Here is a 16,594-nt window from a genome sequence, read left to right as displayed (position 1 = left end):
CACTGGAAATTATAATTGTGCTAATCAATTTTTTTTAATACTACACATAAAAATGTGAATTTACATTTACTCATCAGAATGCAAAAAACCGTTTAAAATACTGTTAAAAGAGATGGGGATTTTATTTAGCTTATTACAGCTATTTTTGTAAAATCAAGCTGACTTTAAAATATCAAATGGAAACTTTTGGATACAAATTAAACAATTAAAGGCTTTTTTAGATATTGAAATTAATTTACCTTTATGGAGTAAAAGTATTACAATAGCACAACCTATTCGCAATATAAAAAGTGTATAATAATTGCATCTTTGAGGTTTATTTTAGATCATGAGCAATCAACAGGAAAAAAAACTTTTTTCTGAACGCCTAACTCAGGCTTTATCAGAAGCCAAACATCCGATTAGTCCAACCTACTTGTCGAAAGAATTTAACTGTCGTTATGATGGTCAACCAATTTCAGTACAATCAGCGAATAACTGGCTGCTTGGCAAGGCTATTCCTGGTCAGGATAAATTGTCGCTATTAGCATTATGGTTAAATGTTTCTAAACAATGGTTAAGATTTGGTGATCAAAAACTAGCAGATGAAACATCTACACTAACAGAATCACAAAGTGTTGAATTAAACTATTTTTTAAAATTCAAAGCCCTAAAGAGTGCACACAAAGAAATTATTCAAAACTTAATTGATGAGTTTAGCCAAACTAATTAAGATTGATTGGACAGCATTTTCAGAAAAAATCGCTTTTCTTGTTGGTAACTTTGAATCTGATCTTCATAGTCCCTCAACTTTCGATATAAGCCTTTCAACTCTTCAGCGCTAATGATTATCAGCTCCGATTTCAGAACTACCCTCTTATGCTCTTTAGCTCTTGTATTTAAATCATTCATGCTAAATGTCAACTATATTTTGGAGAAATTATTAACTATTATAAACTGATTACACAGTCACAATAATATCACTATTTAACAACATTTATACATCATATTATGATAAAGATCACACATATTCAGAAATACTTATTATGTTCAGATCCCCTCCTATACACTTAATTCTGTTTAAAATATCAACAGAAAAATCATACCTGCCTGATGTGAAATTTATCTTATCTTCATTCATCCTATCACAAAATAAATTAACAGACAGGATACAAAAGTCGAAGATTTTTTACTGAAATTGTTAAAATTTATAACACTTATAAATAAATATACCAATAAAAAAACATCCTTCAAGCTCAAACCTGAAGGATGTTTTTAACATGTATTGGAAAGTTGAGTAATGAATCAGCCAGACGAATTACATCATACCGCCCATTCCACCCATGCCACCCATATCAGGCATAGCAGGTTTATCTTCAGGAATATCTGTGATCATGCATTCAGTCGTTAACATTAAAGCAGCAACAGAAGCAGCATGTTCAAGTGCAGAACGCGTTACTTTTGCAGGGTCAAGAATACCCATTTCAAGCATATCGCCATATTCACCAGTAGCAGCATTATAACCGAAGTTCCCTTCGCCATTTTTCACAGCATTGATGACTACAGATGGCTCATCACCCGCATTCGCTACGATTTGACGAAGCGGAGCTTCAATAGCGCGACGTAAAATGTTAATACCTACGTTTTGGTCATCATTGGCACCAGTTACACCGTTAAGCGCAGAAGCTGCACGAACAAGCGCAACTCCACCACCGGCAACTACACCTTCTTCAACTGCAGCACGAGTTGCATGAAGCGCATCATCCACACGGTCTTTCTTCTCTTTCATTTCAACTTCAGTTGCAGCACCGATTTTAATCACTGCCACACCGCCAGCCAATTTAGCAACACGTTCCTGAAGTTTTTCTTTGTCGTATTCAGAGGTAGATTCTTCAATTTGTGCACGGATTTGTTGAACGCGATCAGCAATTTGAGCTGCATCACCTGCACCATCAACAAGAACTGTATTCTCTTTAGAAACAGTAACTTTATGAGCTGTACCTAGGTCTTGAAGTGTCGCTTGTTCTAAAGACATGCCTACTTCTTCAGAAATCACAGTAGCACCAGTCAAGATTGCGATATCTTGCAGCATTGCTTTACGACGGTCACCAAAACCTGGCGCTTTCACTGCACATACTTTAATGATGCCGCGCATGTTGTTCACAACTAGAGTTGCCAACGCTTCGCCTTCAACATCTTCAGCGATGATAAGAAGCGGTTTACCTGTTTTAGCCACTGCTTCAAGTACTGTAATCAATTCACGAATATTGCTGATTTTTTTATCAACAAGAAGAATGAACGGATTTTCAAGTTCAGCCGTTAAAGTGTCTTGTTTGTTAGCAAAGTACGGGCTGATATAACCACGGTCAAACTGCATACCCTCAACTACGTCTAACGCATCTTCAAAACCTGAACCTTCTTCAACAGTGATCACGCCTTCTTTACCAACGCGTTCCATGGCTTGCGCAATCAGTTTACCCACAGTTTCGTCAGAGTTTGCAGAGATCGAACCCACTTGTTCAATCGCTTTAGTATCAGACGCTGGTTTAGCAGTGGCTTTAATGTTTTCAACTACCGCTTTCACTGCAAGGTCGATACCACGTTTCAAGTCCATTGGGTTCATGCCTGCAGTCACCGACTTGATCCCTTCGTTCAAGATTGCTTGAGCCAATACGGTTGCGGTTGTTGTACCGTCACCTGCGATGTCATTGGTTTTTGAAGAGACTTCACGAACCAGTTGCGCACCCATGTTCTCAAATTTGTCTGCCAGTGAAATTTCTTTCGCTACAGTTACACCGTCTTTAGTGATGTGTGGTGCACCAAAAGAACGGTCGATCACAACGTTACGGCCTTTAGGACCTAAAGTCACTTTTACCGCATCCGCAAGTACGTTTACACCTGCAATCATTTTAGCGCGAGCTGAATCACCAAATTTTACGTCTTTAGCTGACATGGTTTACTCCAAATATTTTAATTTTCAATAAGCTGAATCGATAATCAGGTCTGAATTTTCCGGCTCAGGATTAACCTTCAAGCACCGCTAAAATGTCAGACTCTTTCATAATAAGAAGTTCCTCGCCTTGTACTTTTACAGTGGTACCCGCATAAGTGCCGAATAATACTTTGTCGCCAACTTTTACATCTAAAGCACGCACACCGTTGTCAGTAATCTGGCCATTGCCTACTGCAATGATTTCACCTTGAGCCGGTTTTTCAGCAGCAGAACCTGGAAGCAAAATACCGCCAGCAGTTTTAGTTTCTTCTTCAACACGACGAATAACTACGCGATCATGTAATGGACGAATGTTGCTCATTGGAAACTCCATCAGACTAAGTCTTTTATTAGTGAAGTAATGATGACTTTGTTATTCCATCGGTCATCATCAAATAATTTCGATGACACTGTTGTGGGGATGGAAAAAAACGCTTCAAGGGGCAAACAAAAAAAATTTACTGTTTTTTGTATTTTTTTTATTCAAATCCGATATTTCTGCATTTAATCGGCATTTTCTTCTTTTAACACAAATTCTTTTTGCTGATTGTTAAAACAATAATGCTCTACATCAGCATTTGGATAAATCAGATTCAGACTGTTGGGTAAGCCCCGATGCAAACGGTAAGACGTTGCAGTTCCGGCATGAATATCCAGCACCGGATGGTCTACCCCTAAATGGTAAATCTGGTTCAGATCATACACCGCTGATTGATGCAGATGACCATGCAACAGGCCATTTAAACCACTTTGACTCCACGACTCCAAAGCCATACGCCCCAGCATTGGACAATCCTTGATCCCATGCGGATTATCTGGCGGTGTATAAAATGGCTGGTGCGCCACAATAAGTTTGATTTTACGCTTGGGAGCCATCATCAGCCTTTGATCAATTTGCTGAATTTGCTCCAGGGAAATATGGCCCCGAGTATGATAACGCCGCCGAATACTGTTGACGCCAATCAGATAAAAATTCTTGGTTTCCAGCACAGTTTCCATATGACCAAAGAAAATTTTATAACGGGTAAAGGGACTGAATATCCGGTTCCAGACATGGTACAAGGGAATATCATGATTACCGGGTACCACCAGATAAGGTAGATTTAAACTTTCCACAAACTGTTTGCAATCATAAAACTGCTTATAATGGGCGCGCTGGGTTAAGTCCCCACTGACCACTACAGCTTCCAAAGGATGTTGCTGACAAAAGAGACGAATTGCAGCCATACAGGCCGGTCTTTCCGTACCAAAATGCAAATCAGATAGATGTAGAATCATAAGGAACCATTATTTTCAATGCATGCTTGCGTACGGAAATATGCAGCGGGGGCTGCATTTCCACAATCTCACCATCCAGTGCAAGAGTCAGTTTTTTGGCTTTGGAATGTATTTGCACCTTGTCGGCAGAAAAGCTATACACATCTGGTGCATGATCAAGATTGCCTCGAATCAACTGCCATAAAATTTTAAATAAGGTGGGTTTATCGCTTTTCGCCACCACTACACCCACAACCTTTCCCAATTCAGCACATTTGGCAATGCGTAAATTCATCTCTGCCAGTTGCAACTGATTATTGCCAAAAAAAATCAGCGGAGTTTTGACGGGATATTTTTTACCGTCAATTTCCACTTCCAGTTTCAGTTCTTTGCGATCACGAATCAGCACATCTAGCGCTGAAGTATAGGCATGTAAAGCAAAACGGCCAAAACACCGGTTATAGAGCTCACGCCTTTGTATGAATAAAGGATAAAGCCCCAAGCTAGCATTGTTTAAATAGATATGATCATTAATTTGCGCCACATGAACTGCACGGATTTGTCCTGTCGCAATAACATCGGCCGCTTTGAGAAGATCAAGTGGAATATGCAACAAGCGGGCAACATAATTGAAGGTTCCCAAGGGAAAAATACCCATAGGAATCTCAGTGCCTATCAATTTGGTAGCCACCGTATTGAGTGTACCATCCCCACCCGCAGCAACCACAATACCAATTTCTTCTGCCTGTAGATGGCGTGCGATGATTCTGTCCATAAAACTGCTAAAATCTGTTTCAGCACTAATTTCAAATGCCTGAATCTCATAACCATAGGCCGTTAAATTTGTCATAAGCGGCTCATAGATTTCATCTTTATTGGCTGCATGAAATCCTGATTTTTCATTATAGATAAGGGACAAAGGCTTGGCAGAAACTGACATTTTTACTACTTTTTTGAAGCAATTGCTCTAATTTCGTCCAAATTATCGACAATTGAAAGCATCTTTATGTAAAATTCGAATTACCACCATTTATTAAATCAATAGCGATTACCACGAAAACAACAACACTAAACTATTGTTTTATAAATAAATAATTTAAATAAATAACACTCATAAAACTGGTAAATGGATCAATTAATAAACGAACAATGTTTTAACTTATTGTTTTTAATGATTTAAAAAAATAAATATATAATATTCCAATCTATTTCAGCTACTTCTTTAGTCTTATTTTTTTTATGATTTTATGCTTTAATACAGCCACTTTTTTTTTATATTTTCATCCTGGCGATGTATCCCATTGCCTGGATTGTACTTTGTACATTTGAATCGTACATATTTGAGATAGGCCTCACCATGACCCAAGTGAACGCACCAGAATTCGTTCGTAACCCTAAGCTTATTGCATGGGTGGAAGAGATTGCTAAATTAACCAAACCGGCAAAAATTGAATGGTGTGACGGTAGCGCAGAAGAATATCAACGTCTTATTGACTTGATGATCGCTAACGGCACTATGCAAGCACTTAACCCAGAAAAACACCCTGGTTCTTACTTGGCAAATTCAGATCCTTCTGACGTTGCTCGTGTTGAAGGTCGCACATTTATCTGTTCAGAAAAACAAGAAGACGCAGGTGCGACAAACAACTGGGAAGCGCCTGCTGAAATGCGCGCTCGCCTGAACGGTTTGTTTGATGGTTGCATGAAAGGACGTACCATGTACGTGGTTCCTTTCTCTATGGGTCCTTTAGGTTCTCATATTGCACACATCGGTATTGAGATAACCGACTCTCCTTACGTAGCAGTAAGCATGGCTAAAATGGCTCGTATGGGTAAAGCTGTTTACGAGGTACTTGGTACTGATGGCGAATTCGTACCATGTGTCCACACTGTAGGCGCTCCGCTTGAAGAAGGTCAAAAAGACGTAGCTTGGCCTTGCAACCCAGAAAAATATATCGTGCATTATCCAGAAACTCGTGAAATCTGGTCTTATGGTTCAGGTTACGGCGGTAACGCATTGTTGGGTAAAAAATGCCTGGCATTACGTATTGCATCCTCTATGGGCCGTCAACAAGGCTGGTTAGCTGAACACATGCTGATCCTTGGCGTAACCAATCCACAAGGTGAAAAACACTACATCGCTGCTGCATTCCCATCAGCTTGTGGTAAAACCAACTTTGCAATGTTGATTCCACCAGCAGGTTACGAAGGCTGGAAAATTGAAACTGTAGGTGACGATATTGCCTGGATCAAACCAGGTGAAGACGGTCGCTTATATGCAATCAACCCAGAAGCTGGTTTCTTCGGTGTAGCACCTGGTACCAATACCAAAACCAACCCGAACTGTATGGCGACTTTAAGCCACGACGTGATTTACACTAACGTTGCCGTGACTGACAACGGTGAAGTATGGTGGGAAGGTCTGACTAAAGAAGTACCTGCTAACCTGACTAACTGGAAAGGTCAACCACACGTTGCTGGTGAAAAAGCTGCACATCCAAATGCACGTTTTACCGTTGCTGCAGGTCAATGCCCTTCAATTGATGCTGACTGGGAAAATCCGGCAGGTGTTCCAATTTCTGCATTCATCTTCGGTGGTCGCCGTGCAGACACAGTTCCGCTAGTTTCAGAAGCAATCGACTGGGTTGACGGCGTGTATAAAGCAGCAACCATGGGTTCTGAAACCACTGCTGCTGCTGTTGGTCAACAAGGTGTTGTTCGTCGTGACCCATTTGCGATGCTTCCATTCACCGGTTACAACATGGCTGACTACTTCTCTCACTGGTTAGAAATGGGTGAGAAAGTTGGTGCGAAAGCTGCTGCTGCTGGCAACAAGCTTCCTGGCATCTACAACGTAAACTGGTTCCGTCGTGATGCTGAAGGCAACTTCGTATGGCCTGGTTTCGGTCAAAACATGCGTGTTCTTGAGTGGATCATTGACCGTTGTGAAGGTCGTGCAGATGCTGTTGAAACACCAATTGGTCGCGTTCCAACTTACGAACAGCTGAACTGGACTGGTTCTGACTTCACTAAAGAACAGTTCGAGATGGTGACTTCTCAAGATAAAGATTTGTGGATCAAAGAATTTGAAAGCCACTCTGAATTGTTCAACAAACTGGGTGACCGTCTACCAGAAGCGTTGAAAAAGCGTCAAGCTGAACTTTTAGCTGCAGTTCAATCTGCTTAATCGCTAAATAAAAAAAGGCCGCACAAGCGGCCTTTTTTTTAACTATTTGTTTAATAATAAGATTGTATAATTTAACAACAGCCATAAAAGGGGAAACTTCATGTTAAAAACACTCACACTGACTGCCTGTCTGCTTAGCATGTCTACTTTGGCAATAGCCAAACCCGAGACACCTGAACAGCCTGCTCTTCACATTTGTGCAATCAAAGGTACGCCAGACTCTAGCCAGTTTCAGATCAAAAAGCGCATTAAAGTGGCTAAAGGGACTTATGGCAGCGTAGAAGAACTGTATTCACGTTTTGCAGAACGTGCTCATCAAGTCGGTGGCAACGTGGTCATTAACTACAATGCCAGCCAGAGATTCGGTTTCTGGCCTTGGCGTTTTGTACGCCCCGTGGTTTGGGGTACAGCCGTGAAATGGAATACGCCGGTAAATTGTAAAGAACTCGGCGGCGTTGAAATTTAAGTACAGCCCACCGCTGAAACTTGAATGAAGATAAGAACTAAAACTTGCTGCACCCAAAAGATCGCTCAGGCGGTCTTTTTTCTTGTTGAATCGCTTAAGCTGCAGTATCGCTTGATCTTGTCAGCAGCAATTTTAAAAGATATTGATCCAGTTGCTGTATTTCATCGCTACTAAATTGAAAACCGAGTTTGCTTCTGCGCCATAAAATATCCTCACTGGTTCTCGCCCACTCCTGATCCACCAGATAGTCTACTTCTCTAGCAAACAAACCATGACCAAAATCCTCACCCAGTTCATTGATGCCTGAAATATCCTTTAAAAATCCCCATACCCTTGAACCATAAGCATGTGCCCAGCGCGAAGCCAATGGTAAAGAAACATCCTCAATAGCCTGCATCAGCTGCTGCATTAACAACTCAATCGAAACCAGATTTTCCGCACCCGGCAAAAAAGCCGTTTCAGTCCAGGGCTTATGCATGTCAGGGAAACTCGGCGCCAAATGCGCCATTGCTGACTCTGCCAGTTTTCGATAAGTGGTGAGCTTGCCACCAAATACCGATAGTAAAGGTGCATCATTTTCCTGCGCATGCGATATTGCCAAAGTGTAATCTCGGGTAACAGCCGATGGATTATCCGACTCGTCATCACACAAAGAGCGCACACCTGAATAGGTATATAAAATATCCTCAACCGTCAGCTGATGCTTAAAATGATCATTATAAACATCCAGTAAATAATCCACTTCCTGTGCGGTGATTTCGACCTGATCAAGATTGCCCTGATACTCATGATCAGTAGTCCCAATCAAGGTATATTGCTCCAGATAAGGAATCGCGAAAATAATACGCTGATCATCATTTTGCAGAATGAAAGCTTTATCGCCCTCATAAATTCTAGGCACGATAATATGACTGCCCTGAACAAGACGTAGACCATGCGGTGATTGCTGTTTTAAATTGTGCTCAATAAACTGGAACACCCAAGGTCCTGTAGCGTTAACCAGCGCTTTTGCCTGCACCTGATAACTACCCTGCGCATGTTCCAGATGGATATTCCACACGCCATTTTCACGGTAAGCAGCGGTACAACGGGTTTGTGTGGCAATTTTGGCGCCCAGCTCATGCGCCTGCATGGCATTTAAAACCACTAACCGCGCATCATCCACAGTACAATCCGAATACTCAAAACCTTGCGTCATTTCATCTTTTAAAGGACTGCTGGCCGGATCAAAATGAATATGCCGGGAAGCAGCTAATTTTTTCCGTTTTCCCAAATGATCATAAATAAATAAACCGGTCCGTATCAGCCAAGCGGGACGTAAATGCGGCTGATGTGGCATGATAAAACGTAAGGGACGAATGATATGCGGTGCTTTGGCTAGCAGGATTTCCCGCTCCAGCAAAGCTTCATGTACCAAACGGAATTCTTTATATTCAAGATAACGCAAACCGCCATGAATCAACTTACTGCTGGCAGAGGAAGTATGGCTGGCGAGGTCATCCTTTTCACATAAAAAAACCGACAAACCCCGTCCTGCAGCATCAACGGCAATACCCACGCCATTAATACCACCACCAATCACCGCTACATCATAGACCGGATGACTCACTTGCATGTCCACCTCCTCTAATCCTGTTCAGACAGTAAACTTAAATTTCTTGTTATCTCAAGAAACCTAACACTATTTAAAGTGAAAGGACACCGAATAATTGTCATTCACTTCAATGCAGACAAAATGAATCAAGTGTTTATTTTTTTTATTCTGATGGCATCAGCTTTCCAGATGGTCACATTTGGAAAGCTTTTTTATGGAATATACACTGCCTCAAGATCGTTAAAAAATCGGGCTTATGGCATACTGAGTAGAATAATAACACCGGGATTTTTTGAAGATGAACAAGAGCTATAAATTGTTGGGTTTAAGTTTGCTTGCGCTTGCACTGACTGCCTGTCAAAGTACTCCGCGCCAATACAATGGTAATGTCGGCTATCAGATTGAAAGCCAGTCTGCCAATAGCGCAACATTGACTTATACTTTGGCTATTCGTCAAAACCAGAAAATAGATGAACAGAAATTACAGCGTGCCTGCCAAAAAGTATTAGGCTTAAATAAACAATATAAATTAACGATCCTGAGCATTAGTGAAATTGCCAATCCGGAAATACAAACTCCACACTATGGTCGTCAACTGGGCCAGAGCCGTACCAGCATAAGTCTAAGCAACACCCCAGACTTATATAATAGTGAAAATATGGCTACTCGTCAGTCGTTAGAAGCGCGTCCAAGCACCTTAAGTGTGGTTCGCTATACCTGCTCTTAAAACTTAATAATTTAGACAGAAATAAGACGCTATTTATAGCGTCTTATAAAAACTGACATTACGAAATTCCTTTGCTTCATCCAGATCTGGCCAAGTCGTGGCACTACGTTCATCCAGTTTTTCGTAGTTTGGATGACTAAAATTTTTCACCCGACTGTCTGCCACCCATACTTCCGGGGCAAACTTTAGAAACTCATCTAAAAAGAAGCGATTGCATTGGTCATACAGTACATCTGCGGCCAGTAGTACATCAACCTGTTCTGCTTTATATAAATCATCCAGATATTCCAGCTCGACATTATTCAACTCGGCATTGGCACGACACGCATCCAGACTGACCTGATCAATATCACAACAGATCACCCGCTTCGCTCCTGCCATTTTCGCTGCAATTGCAACCACACCCGACCCCGCACCAAAGTCGAGTACCACCTTGTCTTTCACATGATGTGGTTCAGCTAAGAGCCACTGTGCCATAGCAAGTCCTGAAGCCCAGCAGAATATCCAGTATGGCGTATCATTCCAGATCCGACGAATCACTTCGTCATCGAGTTTGTCTGTCGGAAAGACCGGTGGAATCAGCCACAGTGAAATGGGGATTTCAGGCAATTGCTGGGCAAGTAGCTCACAGTTTGGAATCACTTCATGCAAAGCTTGAATTAAATGTTCGGGGGCTTTTGGAAATTGGAAAGTACAGCTCATGCTTAAGCCTTGGCGATGATCTTATTGAAACTTATAAAGGGATTTGATACGCGACCAAGTCATCCGCAGCTGTTCGAGGCAAACCTAAATTTATTTAAAATTGTTTCTGCGACATTTCAGATTAAATGACACAAAATGCCGAGTTCTGTGGGTGACAAATGGTTTTGGTTACTTTTGCCGAAACAAAAGTAACATACGAGCTTCTTACATCGATCGTCACAACGGTAAGACTCCGTCGTGACTTCACCATCTTTTAATTAAAAGATTAACCTAAAGCCTTTTCAGCAGCTTCAACAGTTTGACGAATCAAAGTGGTAATGGTCATAGGACCTACACCACCTGGAACTGGTGTATAAGCAGAAGCCACTTCTTCAATACCAACCAACTGGATGTCACCTACACCACCGCCATCACGTGGGTGGAAGCCGGCATCAACCACAACTGCGCCTGGTTTAATCCAGTCTTTTTGAATCAGTTCAGCTTTACCTACTGCACCGACAATAATGTCAGCCTGTTTAACGAAGTCAGCCAGGTTTTGTGTACGTGAATGGCAAATCGTTACTGTTGCATTAGCTTCAAGCAACATTGCAGCCATCGGTTTACCCAAAATTGCAGAACGACCAACAACGACTGCATGTTTACCTGCAATCTCAATATCATTGGCTTGCAGGATAGTCATGATACCTGCAGGCGTTGCAGAACCATAAGCTGCCTCACCCATTGCCATACGACCATAACCCAGGCAAGTTACACCATCAACGTCTTTCGCCAGTGAAATGGCATCGAAACAAGCACGCTCATCAATTTGTGCAGGCACTGGGTGCTGTAAAAGAATACCGTGAACATCAGGATTGGCATTGAGTTTTTCAATTTCAGCCAGTAATTCTTCAGTCGTGGTTTCTTTCGGAAGTTCAACTTTCAATGAATCCATACCGACACGGCGGCAAGCATTTCCTTTCATACGCACATAAGTTGCAGATGCGCCATCGTCACCCACCAAAATAGTCGCAAGGATTGGAGTACGACCTGATTTTGCTTTTAACGCTTCTACGCGAGTTAACAAATCAGCCTCAATTTTCTTTGCCAATGCACGACCATCTAATACTAATGCCACGGCACTTCTCCCAAATGTTGATATGAATCAATTTCGCACATTCTACATGAATATTTTAAATATTTTCCGTTATATGCTGCTTTTCTGCACATCTGCATAAATCTACTATTGTTTTTTTTTCAGGGCTTGATAATATACGCAGCAACAAGACATGGCGGGGTGGCAGAGTGGTCATGCAGCGGACTGCAACTCCGTGTACGCCGGTTCGATTCCGACCTCCGCCTCCAATCTTGTTAAGCCCGAGTGGTGAAATCGGTAGACACAGGGGATTTAAAATCCCCCGCCCACAAAGCGTGCCAGTTCGAGTCTGGCCTCGGGCACCATTCTTAGCCTACTAAGATGGTGTAAATAAAGAACCCAGCATTAAGCTGGTTTTTTTATGCCTAAAATTTAGCAACTCAGATTTTTATTCTGAATTACATTCCACTATTATGCTCTTTGGCTATCATCCCGCAGAGCGCAAATAGTTCTCCAAGTCCTGCTCCAGTTTTTGCTGCAAATGAACTGGCTGAATAATCCTGACATGTGGTAGCCAATACCGCACTAAAGGCAACAACTGCATTTCGTGGCGAACCCGACAGCTGATTAATAATTCTCCCGATGTGGATTCCTGCTCAATCTGCTGCTCTGGAAACAAACGCCGCTCTTTAAAAAATACCGCAACCTCAGCCTTTACCTGGATAAAAACCTGCTGTTTTTGCTGTCCAAACCAGATGCTTTCCTCATCAGCCAGTATTTTTAATATCTCGGCATCATGTTGGAAATTTTCTGCCTCAAATAGCAGTTTCACCTGCTGAATCTGACTTAAGCGATAAGTCTGCAGTTTTTTCTGAAAGACACCCGCCAAATACCAGATGCCATGATGATGGATTAAACGATAAGGCTGGATGATTCTGCATTGATCACGATATTGCAGCTCAATCCATTGACGTTTATAAATCGCAGCGCTAAGCAGCTTAAAATGTTCAGCAAACCGTTTGCTATCTTCAAAATAATAGCCTTTTGCCGAGAAGACCTGATTCGCCCGCTCGTCCAGCAATTCGCGTAAAAAAGAAATATCCAGCGTCGGGTAAAGCTCACTAATTCCCGACAGTTGCGCAAAATTCTGGATATCCTGCAGTTTAAAACGGCCTAAATAGGAAGGTTCCAGATAATAGCGTTTAGTGTTTCCATCCTGAATCAAAGGCAAGTATGAATTAAGCCGATCAAAGTCCCGTTCAATGGTTCGGGTACTGACCTGAAACTCACCCGCCAGTTCTTGTACACTTAACTGATGCCCTATATTCAGTTTGGTTAAAATATTGGCCAAACGCTCTGCGAGGCGCTCATGCGTTGATGCATTGCCCTTCATAAACACCCTCTTTGTGCAATAAAAGCACAATACCTAAAATGCTAAAATTTTTTAAATTATCTAAAAATTATACTACCAATCAAAAACTTAATTTTAAATATTTATTTCAACTTAAGCCTAATAGGATAAACTTGAATCAGGATTTGAAACGGCTGGTGACACCTTTTGTCGGCGGTTTGGGATTAAGCCGTTCAACATAACGCTCAAGATGCAGCATCGCTTTATAAAACTGATGCAGATTAGAAGGTAATACCTGATTGCAAATAATGGCTTTATGCAATCGCTTCAAGGCGCGTAAGCCATGTTCAGATGTATAAGGAGCTGAGACTATTTTCATAATATACTTCCTTTTATTACATGACGTTTCAATTAATTCCAAACAATTTAGTCGGATTATTCTAAATCTTAATCTACTCCCTGGTTTTGACAGGTTGTGTCGAACAATCGATATTTTTTACCATTTTTTAAAATTTTATAACCTTATTTTTATCTATTAATTTAAGTTACTTATCATTTTTATTGTAAGCAAAATAAAAGCCAACATATGTTGGCTTTTAGTATTTCAATCACAGGAATGATTAGAGGATTTCTACCACAACTTTACCAACATGTTCACCGGTATCCATCACCGCATGAGCATCCTGAATCTGGTCAAACTTAAAAGTTTTATAGATCATCGGCAAACATTCTCCTTTTGCCCACAGCGGTGCAACATGCTCTTGCAGACCTTGAGCAATTTCAGCTTTTTCCGCAGTGTTACGTGCACGCATGGTTGAACCGGTAATAGTCAGGCGTTTCATCATGATTTGACCGAGTTTGACCTCTTTGGCTTTTGCACCACCCAAGAATGCGATATAAACCAGACGACCATCACGGCGCAGCAAATTCAAATTACGTTCTAAATATGGCGCACCCACCATATCCAGAATCACATCAACACCACCATTGTCAGTAGCCTCATTAATGACTTGCTCGAAATCCTGAGTCTTATAGTTGATTGCCGTGGTTAAATCCGAAATTGCTGCCACTTTTTCATCTGAACCTACGGTTGCAAACGTTTTGATGCCGAGTGATTTACACAGCATTAAAGCAGTCGTTCCAATCCCGCTTGCTCCACCATGTACCAGTACCGTTTCCCCTGCCTTGGCTTTACCCATCTGGAACACATTCACCCATACGGTAAAGAAGGTTTCAGGAATCGCGGCTGCCTGAGTAAAGCTCACACCTTCAGGAATATTCAAGGTCTGGCTTTCAGGCACCACACAATATTCTGCATAACCACCCCCATTGGTCAGGCCACACACCTGATCGCCAACTTTAAACTTAGAAACCTCAGTTCCTACAGCCACCACTTCACCAGCCACTTCCAAACCCGGTACAGGCGTTACTCCTTTAGGCATTGGATATAGACCTTGACGCTGCAAGATGTCAGGACGGTTAATGCCAAATGCATGCACTTTCACCAAGACTTCATCTGCTTTAGCTTCAGGTACTGCAACAGTTTCGTAAGCGAGTTTATCCACGCCGCCCGGTTCTGTGATGATGACTTGTTGCATAGTCGTTTGTGACATAATTTATTCCTGATCTATTCATTACTTTTTAAAATTACTATTCTATTTGAACATAGAAATAGCCGGGAATGAATAACTGTGGACTTATGTATAATCTGCCTACTATTCAGCAAAATGATATGAGCGCATGGCAACTATTCAAAAAGCTGAAATGCAGAATATGGAATCTATCTTAGACATCTGGCTCAATGCTTCCCTACAGGCACATGATTTTATTCCTGCTTCTTACTGGGAACAGCAGTTGCTTCCGATGCGTGATCTTTACCTGCCTTTAGCCGAAAATTATGTGATCAAGGAAAATCAAACTGTCGCAGGTTTTGCATCCTTATTAAGATCAGAATCAGCGCTGGCTGCACTTTTTATTGCGCCTCATCAGCAAGGTTTGGGATACGGTACGGCCTTGATTGATTTTTTTAAACAGCAATGTGATGAATTGCATTTAAATGTCTATACTGAAAATACCGCAGCGGTCAATTTTTATCAGCAGCAGGGCTTTAAAATCATCAGCCAAGCTATGGATAAAAACACGGGTCATGCAGAATTAAGCATGACTTGGTCTAAGCATTAATTGGGAAAATATCAGGAAGTTTATGTCAGCCGTCATTGAATACAATGAAGATAATTATAGTGACTTTGAATGGTTTGAAGGATTTGCCGTGATTCGTTTTTATGCCAACTGGTGTGCCCCGTGTGTACAAAATTTTCCTGTATTTGAACAGTTGGCAGCACATTATGCTGTACTAAAGCCCGAGATCAAATTCGGTAAGATCAATGTCGATCAATCCCCGATTCTGACCTTGCGCTATAACGTTTACGGTTTGCCTTCTACACTGATTTTTAAAAACGGACAAATCATTCAACGGATTGCAGGGGTAAAAAGTTTGAATGAAATGAAATGCATTGTTGATTCAATGAACTAATCTAAAATTATTATGGTTACATGATAAAAATACCCTATTGAATATTGCATAGTCTTTTCAAGTGCATTGCTTTATTTCTATTTTTATTCAATATATTGTTAGCCCCACACCCACAATAAAAAATACTCAATTATTATGGATTTAAAAGTCATTTTCCTATTTTGCCTGTTCCCTGGTTTAGGCGTTATTTTCCTGACCTGGTTGTTGCGTTTTCCGTGGGTCTGGCTATTTAAAACTGTGATTGTTTTTGAAATTGTGGTTGCAATTTTGGTATTTATCATTGAGCTTGATGCAAGAAAGACCCCGGGGAATAGCGGCTGGATCATGATTTTTGCAGCCGTCTTTCAGATCTATTTTGCCGTACTGCTAATTTTGACCCGTTTAGTGATCTGGCTGAGAAAAAAATGGGACTAAATCTTATATATTCATCCCGTCTCTTATATGTATGGTTTTGACAGTTTTTAAATCAAACCGAATCATTTTTTACTTGGGCATTTCTACAAATTGCATTAGAAATTTACGCACCAATGGCAGCATCACCAGAATCAGTGGAAATGCCATCAGCCATGACAAGCTCCATGCATGTAGCCACAGAGAAAAGAAGCCATCAACCAAGCCTTTATTCAGCAACATGTTAAAGCAGGAAATTGCTCCGCTCATAATGCCTGAAAGGATAAGTGGCATCAGCCAAGTCAGATGTTTTGGGTGGAATTTTGGGAAATTATTTTTCATCA

18 protein-coding genes and 2 tRNA genes are annotated in these 16,594 nt (G+C 41.2%); 9 read left to right on the top strand and 11 right to left on the bottom strand.

Going from position 1 to position 16,594, the window contains the following annotated elements:
- Positions 1–328: 328 nt before the first annotated feature.
- A complete protein-coding gene (locus FTU91_RS05735) occupies positions 329–712 on the top strand; it encodes a hypothetical protein (RefSeq protein WP_180081312.1) in 384 nt (127 codons plus the stop codon).
- 585 nt (positions 713–1,297) lie between these two features.
- Here the strand turns inward: FTU91_RS05735 and groL are convergent.
- The 4 genes from groL to FTU91_RS05715 form a co-directional block, all read right to left on the bottom strand.
- A complete protein-coding gene (gene groL / locus FTU91_RS05730; RefSeq protein ID WP_180081310.1) occupies positions 1,298–2,932 on the bottom strand; it encodes a chaperonin GroEL in 1,635 nt (544 codons plus the stop codon).
- Between the two features lie 70 nt (positions 2,933–3,002).
- On the bottom strand, positions 3,003–3,293 hold the full coding sequence (groES, locus tag FTU91_RS05725; RefSeq protein WP_016167026.1) for a co-chaperone GroES: 291 nt from the start codon (positions 3,291–3,293) through the stop codon (positions 3,003–3,005).
- Positions 3,294–3,475: 182 nt separating this feature from the next.
- Positions 3,476–4,249 (bottom strand): metallophosphoesterase, encoded by a 774-nt coding sequence (locus tag FTU91_RS05720; protein WP_180081308.1) that lies wholly within the window; start codon positions 4,247–4,249, stop codon positions 3,476–3,478.
- On the bottom strand, positions 4,230–5,168 hold the full coding sequence (locus FTU91_RS05715) for a diacylglycerol kinase family protein (protein WP_180042318.1): 939 nt from the start codon (positions 5,166–5,168) through the stop codon (positions 4,230–4,232). Before FTU91_RS05715 ends, FTU91_RS05720 begins: the two co-directional genes overlap by 20 nt.
- A 417-nt stretch (positions 5,169–5,585) precedes the next feature.
- Between FTU91_RS05715 and FTU91_RS05710 the strand changes: the two genes are divergently transcribed.
- Together FTU91_RS05710 and FTU91_RS05705 are read left to right on the top strand one after the other, a co-directional pair.
- On the top strand, positions 5,586–7,415 hold the full coding sequence (locus FTU91_RS05710) for a phosphoenolpyruvate carboxykinase (GTP) (protein WP_180042321.1): 1,830 nt from the start codon (positions 5,586–5,588) through the stop codon (positions 7,413–7,415).
- Between the two features lie 139 nt (positions 7,416–7,554).
- Positions 7,555–7,881 (top strand): hypothetical protein, encoded by a 327-nt coding sequence (locus tag FTU91_RS05705; protein ID WP_240921624.1) that lies wholly within the window; start codon positions 7,555–7,557, stop codon positions 7,879–7,881.
- Between the two features lie 94 nt (positions 7,882–7,975).
- Here FTU91_RS05705 and glpD read toward each other — a convergent pair whose 3' ends face one another.
- Positions 7,976–9,496 (bottom strand): glycerol-3-phosphate dehydrogenase, encoded by a 1,521-nt coding sequence (gene glpD, locus FTU91_RS05700; RefSeq protein ID WP_180081306.1) that lies wholly within the window; start codon positions 9,494–9,496, stop codon positions 7,976–7,978.
- Positions 9,497–9,773: 277 nt separating this feature from the next.
- Here glpD and FTU91_RS05695 point away from each other — a divergent pair, with 277 nt between their 5' ends.
- Positions 9,774–10,202, top strand: coding sequence for a hypothetical protein (locus FTU91_RS05695; RefSeq protein ID WP_180042325.1), 429 nt, complete (start codon positions 9,774–9,776; stop codon positions 10,200–10,202).
- Positions 10,203–10,235: 33 nt separating this feature from the next.
- Here the strand turns inward: FTU91_RS05695 and FTU91_RS05690 are convergent, their stop codons facing one another.
- Both FTU91_RS05690 and folD read right to left on the bottom strand, forming a co-directional pair.
- Positions 10,236–10,904: a methyltransferase gene (locus tag FTU91_RS05690; protein ID WP_180042327.1), complete on the bottom strand. Its 669-nt coding sequence runs from the start codon at positions 10,902–10,904 to the stop codon at positions 10,236–10,238.
- Positions 10,905–11,169: 265 nt separating this feature from the next.
- Positions 11,170–12,018: a bifunctional methylenetetrahydrofolate dehydrogenase/methenyltetrahydrofolate cyclohydrolase FolD gene (gene folD, locus FTU91_RS05685; protein ID WP_180042329.1), complete on the bottom strand. Its 849-nt coding sequence runs from the start codon at positions 12,016–12,018 to the stop codon at positions 11,170–11,172.
- Between the two features lie 153 nt (positions 12,019–12,171).
- Here folD and FTU91_RS05680 point away from each other — a divergent pair.
- Positions 12,172–12,245: transfer RNA gene (locus tag FTU91_RS05680), tRNA-Cys, on the top strand.
- A gap of 10 nt (positions 12,246–12,255) precedes the next feature.
- Positions 12,256–12,341 (top strand) — tRNA-Leu (locus tag FTU91_RS05675).
- A gap of 122 nt (positions 12,342–12,463) precedes the next feature.
- Here the strand turns inward: FTU91_RS05675 and FTU91_RS05670 are convergent.
- The 3 genes from FTU91_RS05670 to FTU91_RS05660 all read right to left on the bottom strand — a co-directional run bounded on the left by FTU91_RS05670 (position 12,464) and on the right by FTU91_RS05660 (position 14,940).
- The gene (locus tag FTU91_RS05670) at positions 12,464–13,369 is read right to left on the bottom strand and encodes a YafY family protein (RefSeq protein WP_180042331.1); all 906 of its coding nucleotides are present in this window, start codon (positions 13,367–13,369) and stop codon (positions 12,464–12,466) included.
- Between the two features lie 136 nt (positions 13,370–13,505).
- Positions 13,506–13,706, bottom strand: coding sequence for a hypothetical protein (locus FTU91_RS05665; RefSeq protein WP_086176233.1), 201 nt, complete (start codon positions 13,704–13,706; stop codon positions 13,506–13,508).
- A gap of 241 nt (positions 13,707–13,947) precedes the next feature.
- Positions 13,948–14,940 carry an NAD(P)H-quinone oxidoreductase gene (locus FTU91_RS05660; RefSeq protein ID WP_180081304.1) on the bottom strand — a complete coding sequence of 331 codons (993 nt, stop codon included), beginning with the start codon at positions 14,938–14,940 and terminating at the stop codon, positions 13,948–13,950.
- A gap of 127 nt (positions 14,941–15,067) precedes the next feature.
- On the opposite strand from FTU91_RS05660, the gene FTU91_RS05655 reads away from it, so the two are divergent.
- From FTU91_RS05655 to FTU91_RS05645, 3 genes are all read left to right on the top strand, one after another.
- On the top strand, positions 15,068–15,508 hold the full coding sequence (locus FTU91_RS05655) for an N-acetyltransferase (protein ID WP_180081303.1): 441 nt from the start codon (positions 15,068–15,070) through the stop codon (positions 15,506–15,508).
- A 22-nt stretch (positions 15,509–15,530) separates the two neighbouring features.
- On the top strand, positions 15,531–15,860 hold the full coding sequence (locus FTU91_RS05650) for a co-chaperone YbbN (RefSeq protein ID WP_180042335.1): 330 nt from the start codon (positions 15,531–15,533) through the stop codon (positions 15,858–15,860).
- A gap of 135 nt (positions 15,861–15,995) precedes the next feature.
- Complete coding sequence (locus FTU91_RS05645; RefSeq protein WP_180042337.1) at positions 15,996–16,274, top strand: hypothetical protein; 279 nt, start codon at positions 15,996–15,998, stop codon at positions 16,272–16,274.
- Positions 16,275–16,343: 69 nt separating this feature from the next.
- On the opposite strand, the gene FTU91_RS05640 is transcribed toward FTU91_RS05645, so the two are convergent.
- A complete protein-coding gene (locus FTU91_RS05640) occupies positions 16,344–16,592 on the bottom strand; it encodes a DUF2798 domain-containing protein (protein WP_180042415.1) in 249 nt (82 codons plus the stop codon).
- Positions 16,593–16,594: the final 2 nt, after the last annotated feature.

It is taken from the genome of Acinetobacter sp. YH12201, assembly GCF_013418145.1.
Lineage (GTDB): Bacteria > Pseudomonadota > Gammaproteobacteria > Pseudomonadales > Moraxellaceae > Acinetobacter.
This window is presented reverse-complemented; position numbering and strand designations above follow the sequence as displayed.

Excerpts from the sequence above, each read along its gene's own strand:
- FTU91_RS05735 (WP_180081312.1), top strand. The coding sequence starts at position 329 with ATGAGCAATCAACAGGAAAAAAAACTTTTTTCTGAACGCCTAACTCAG.
- groL (WP_180081310.1), bottom strand. The coding sequence starts at position 2,932 with ATGTCAGCTAAAGACGTAAAATTTGGTGATTCAGCTCGCGCTAAAATG.
- groES (WP_016167026.1), bottom strand. The coding sequence starts at position 3,293 with ATGAGCAACATTCGTCCATTACATGATCGCGTAGTTATTCGTCGTGTT.
- FTU91_RS05720 (WP_180081308.1), bottom strand. The coding sequence starts at position 4,249 with ATGATTCTACATCTATCTGATTTGCATTTTGGTACGGAAAGACCGGCC.
- FTU91_RS05715 (WP_180042318.1), bottom strand. The coding sequence starts at position 5,168 with ATGTCAGTTTCTGCCAAGCCTTTGTCCCTTATCTATAATGAAAAATCA.
- FTU91_RS05710 (WP_180042321.1), top strand. The coding sequence starts at position 5,586 with ATGACCCAAGTGAACGCACCAGAATTCGTTCGTAACCCTAAGCTTATT.
- FTU91_RS05705 (WP_240921624.1), top strand. The coding sequence starts at position 7,555 with ATGTCTACTTTGGCAATAGCCAAACCCGAGACACCTGAACAGCCTGCT.
- glpD (WP_180081306.1), bottom strand. The coding sequence starts at position 9,496 with ATGCAAGTGAGTCATCCGGTCTATGATGTAGCGGTGATTGGTGGTGGT.
- FTU91_RS05695 (WP_180042325.1), top strand. The coding sequence starts at position 9,774 with ATGAACAAGAGCTATAAATTGTTGGGTTTAAGTTTGCTTGCGCTTGCA.
- FTU91_RS05690 (WP_180042327.1), bottom strand. The coding sequence starts at position 10,904 with ATGAGCTGTACTTTCCAATTTCCAAAAGCCCCCGAACATTTAATTCAA.
- FTU91_RS05670 (WP_180042331.1), bottom strand. The coding sequence starts at position 13,369 with ATGAAGGGCAATGCATCAACGCATGAGCGCCTCGCAGAGCGTTTGGCC.
- FTU91_RS05665 (WP_086176233.1), bottom strand. The coding sequence starts at position 13,706 with ATGAAAATAGTCTCAGCTCCTTATACATCTGAACATGGCTTACGCGCC.
- FTU91_RS05660 (WP_180081304.1), bottom strand. The coding sequence starts at position 14,940 with ATGTCACAAACGACTATGCAACAAGTCATCATCACAGAACCGGGCGGC.
- FTU91_RS05655 (WP_180081303.1), top strand. The coding sequence starts at position 15,068 with ATGGCAACTATTCAAAAAGCTGAAATGCAGAATATGGAATCTATCTTA.
- FTU91_RS05650 (WP_180042335.1), top strand. The coding sequence starts at position 15,531 with ATGTCAGCCGTCATTGAATACAATGAAGATAATTATAGTGACTTTGAA.
- FTU91_RS05645 (WP_180042337.1), top strand. The coding sequence starts at position 15,996 with ATGGATTTAAAAGTCATTTTCCTATTTTGCCTGTTCCCTGGTTTAGGC.
- FTU91_RS05640 (WP_180042415.1), bottom strand. The coding sequence starts at position 16,592 with ATGAAAAATAATTTCCCAAAATTCCACCCAAAACATCTGACTTGGCTG.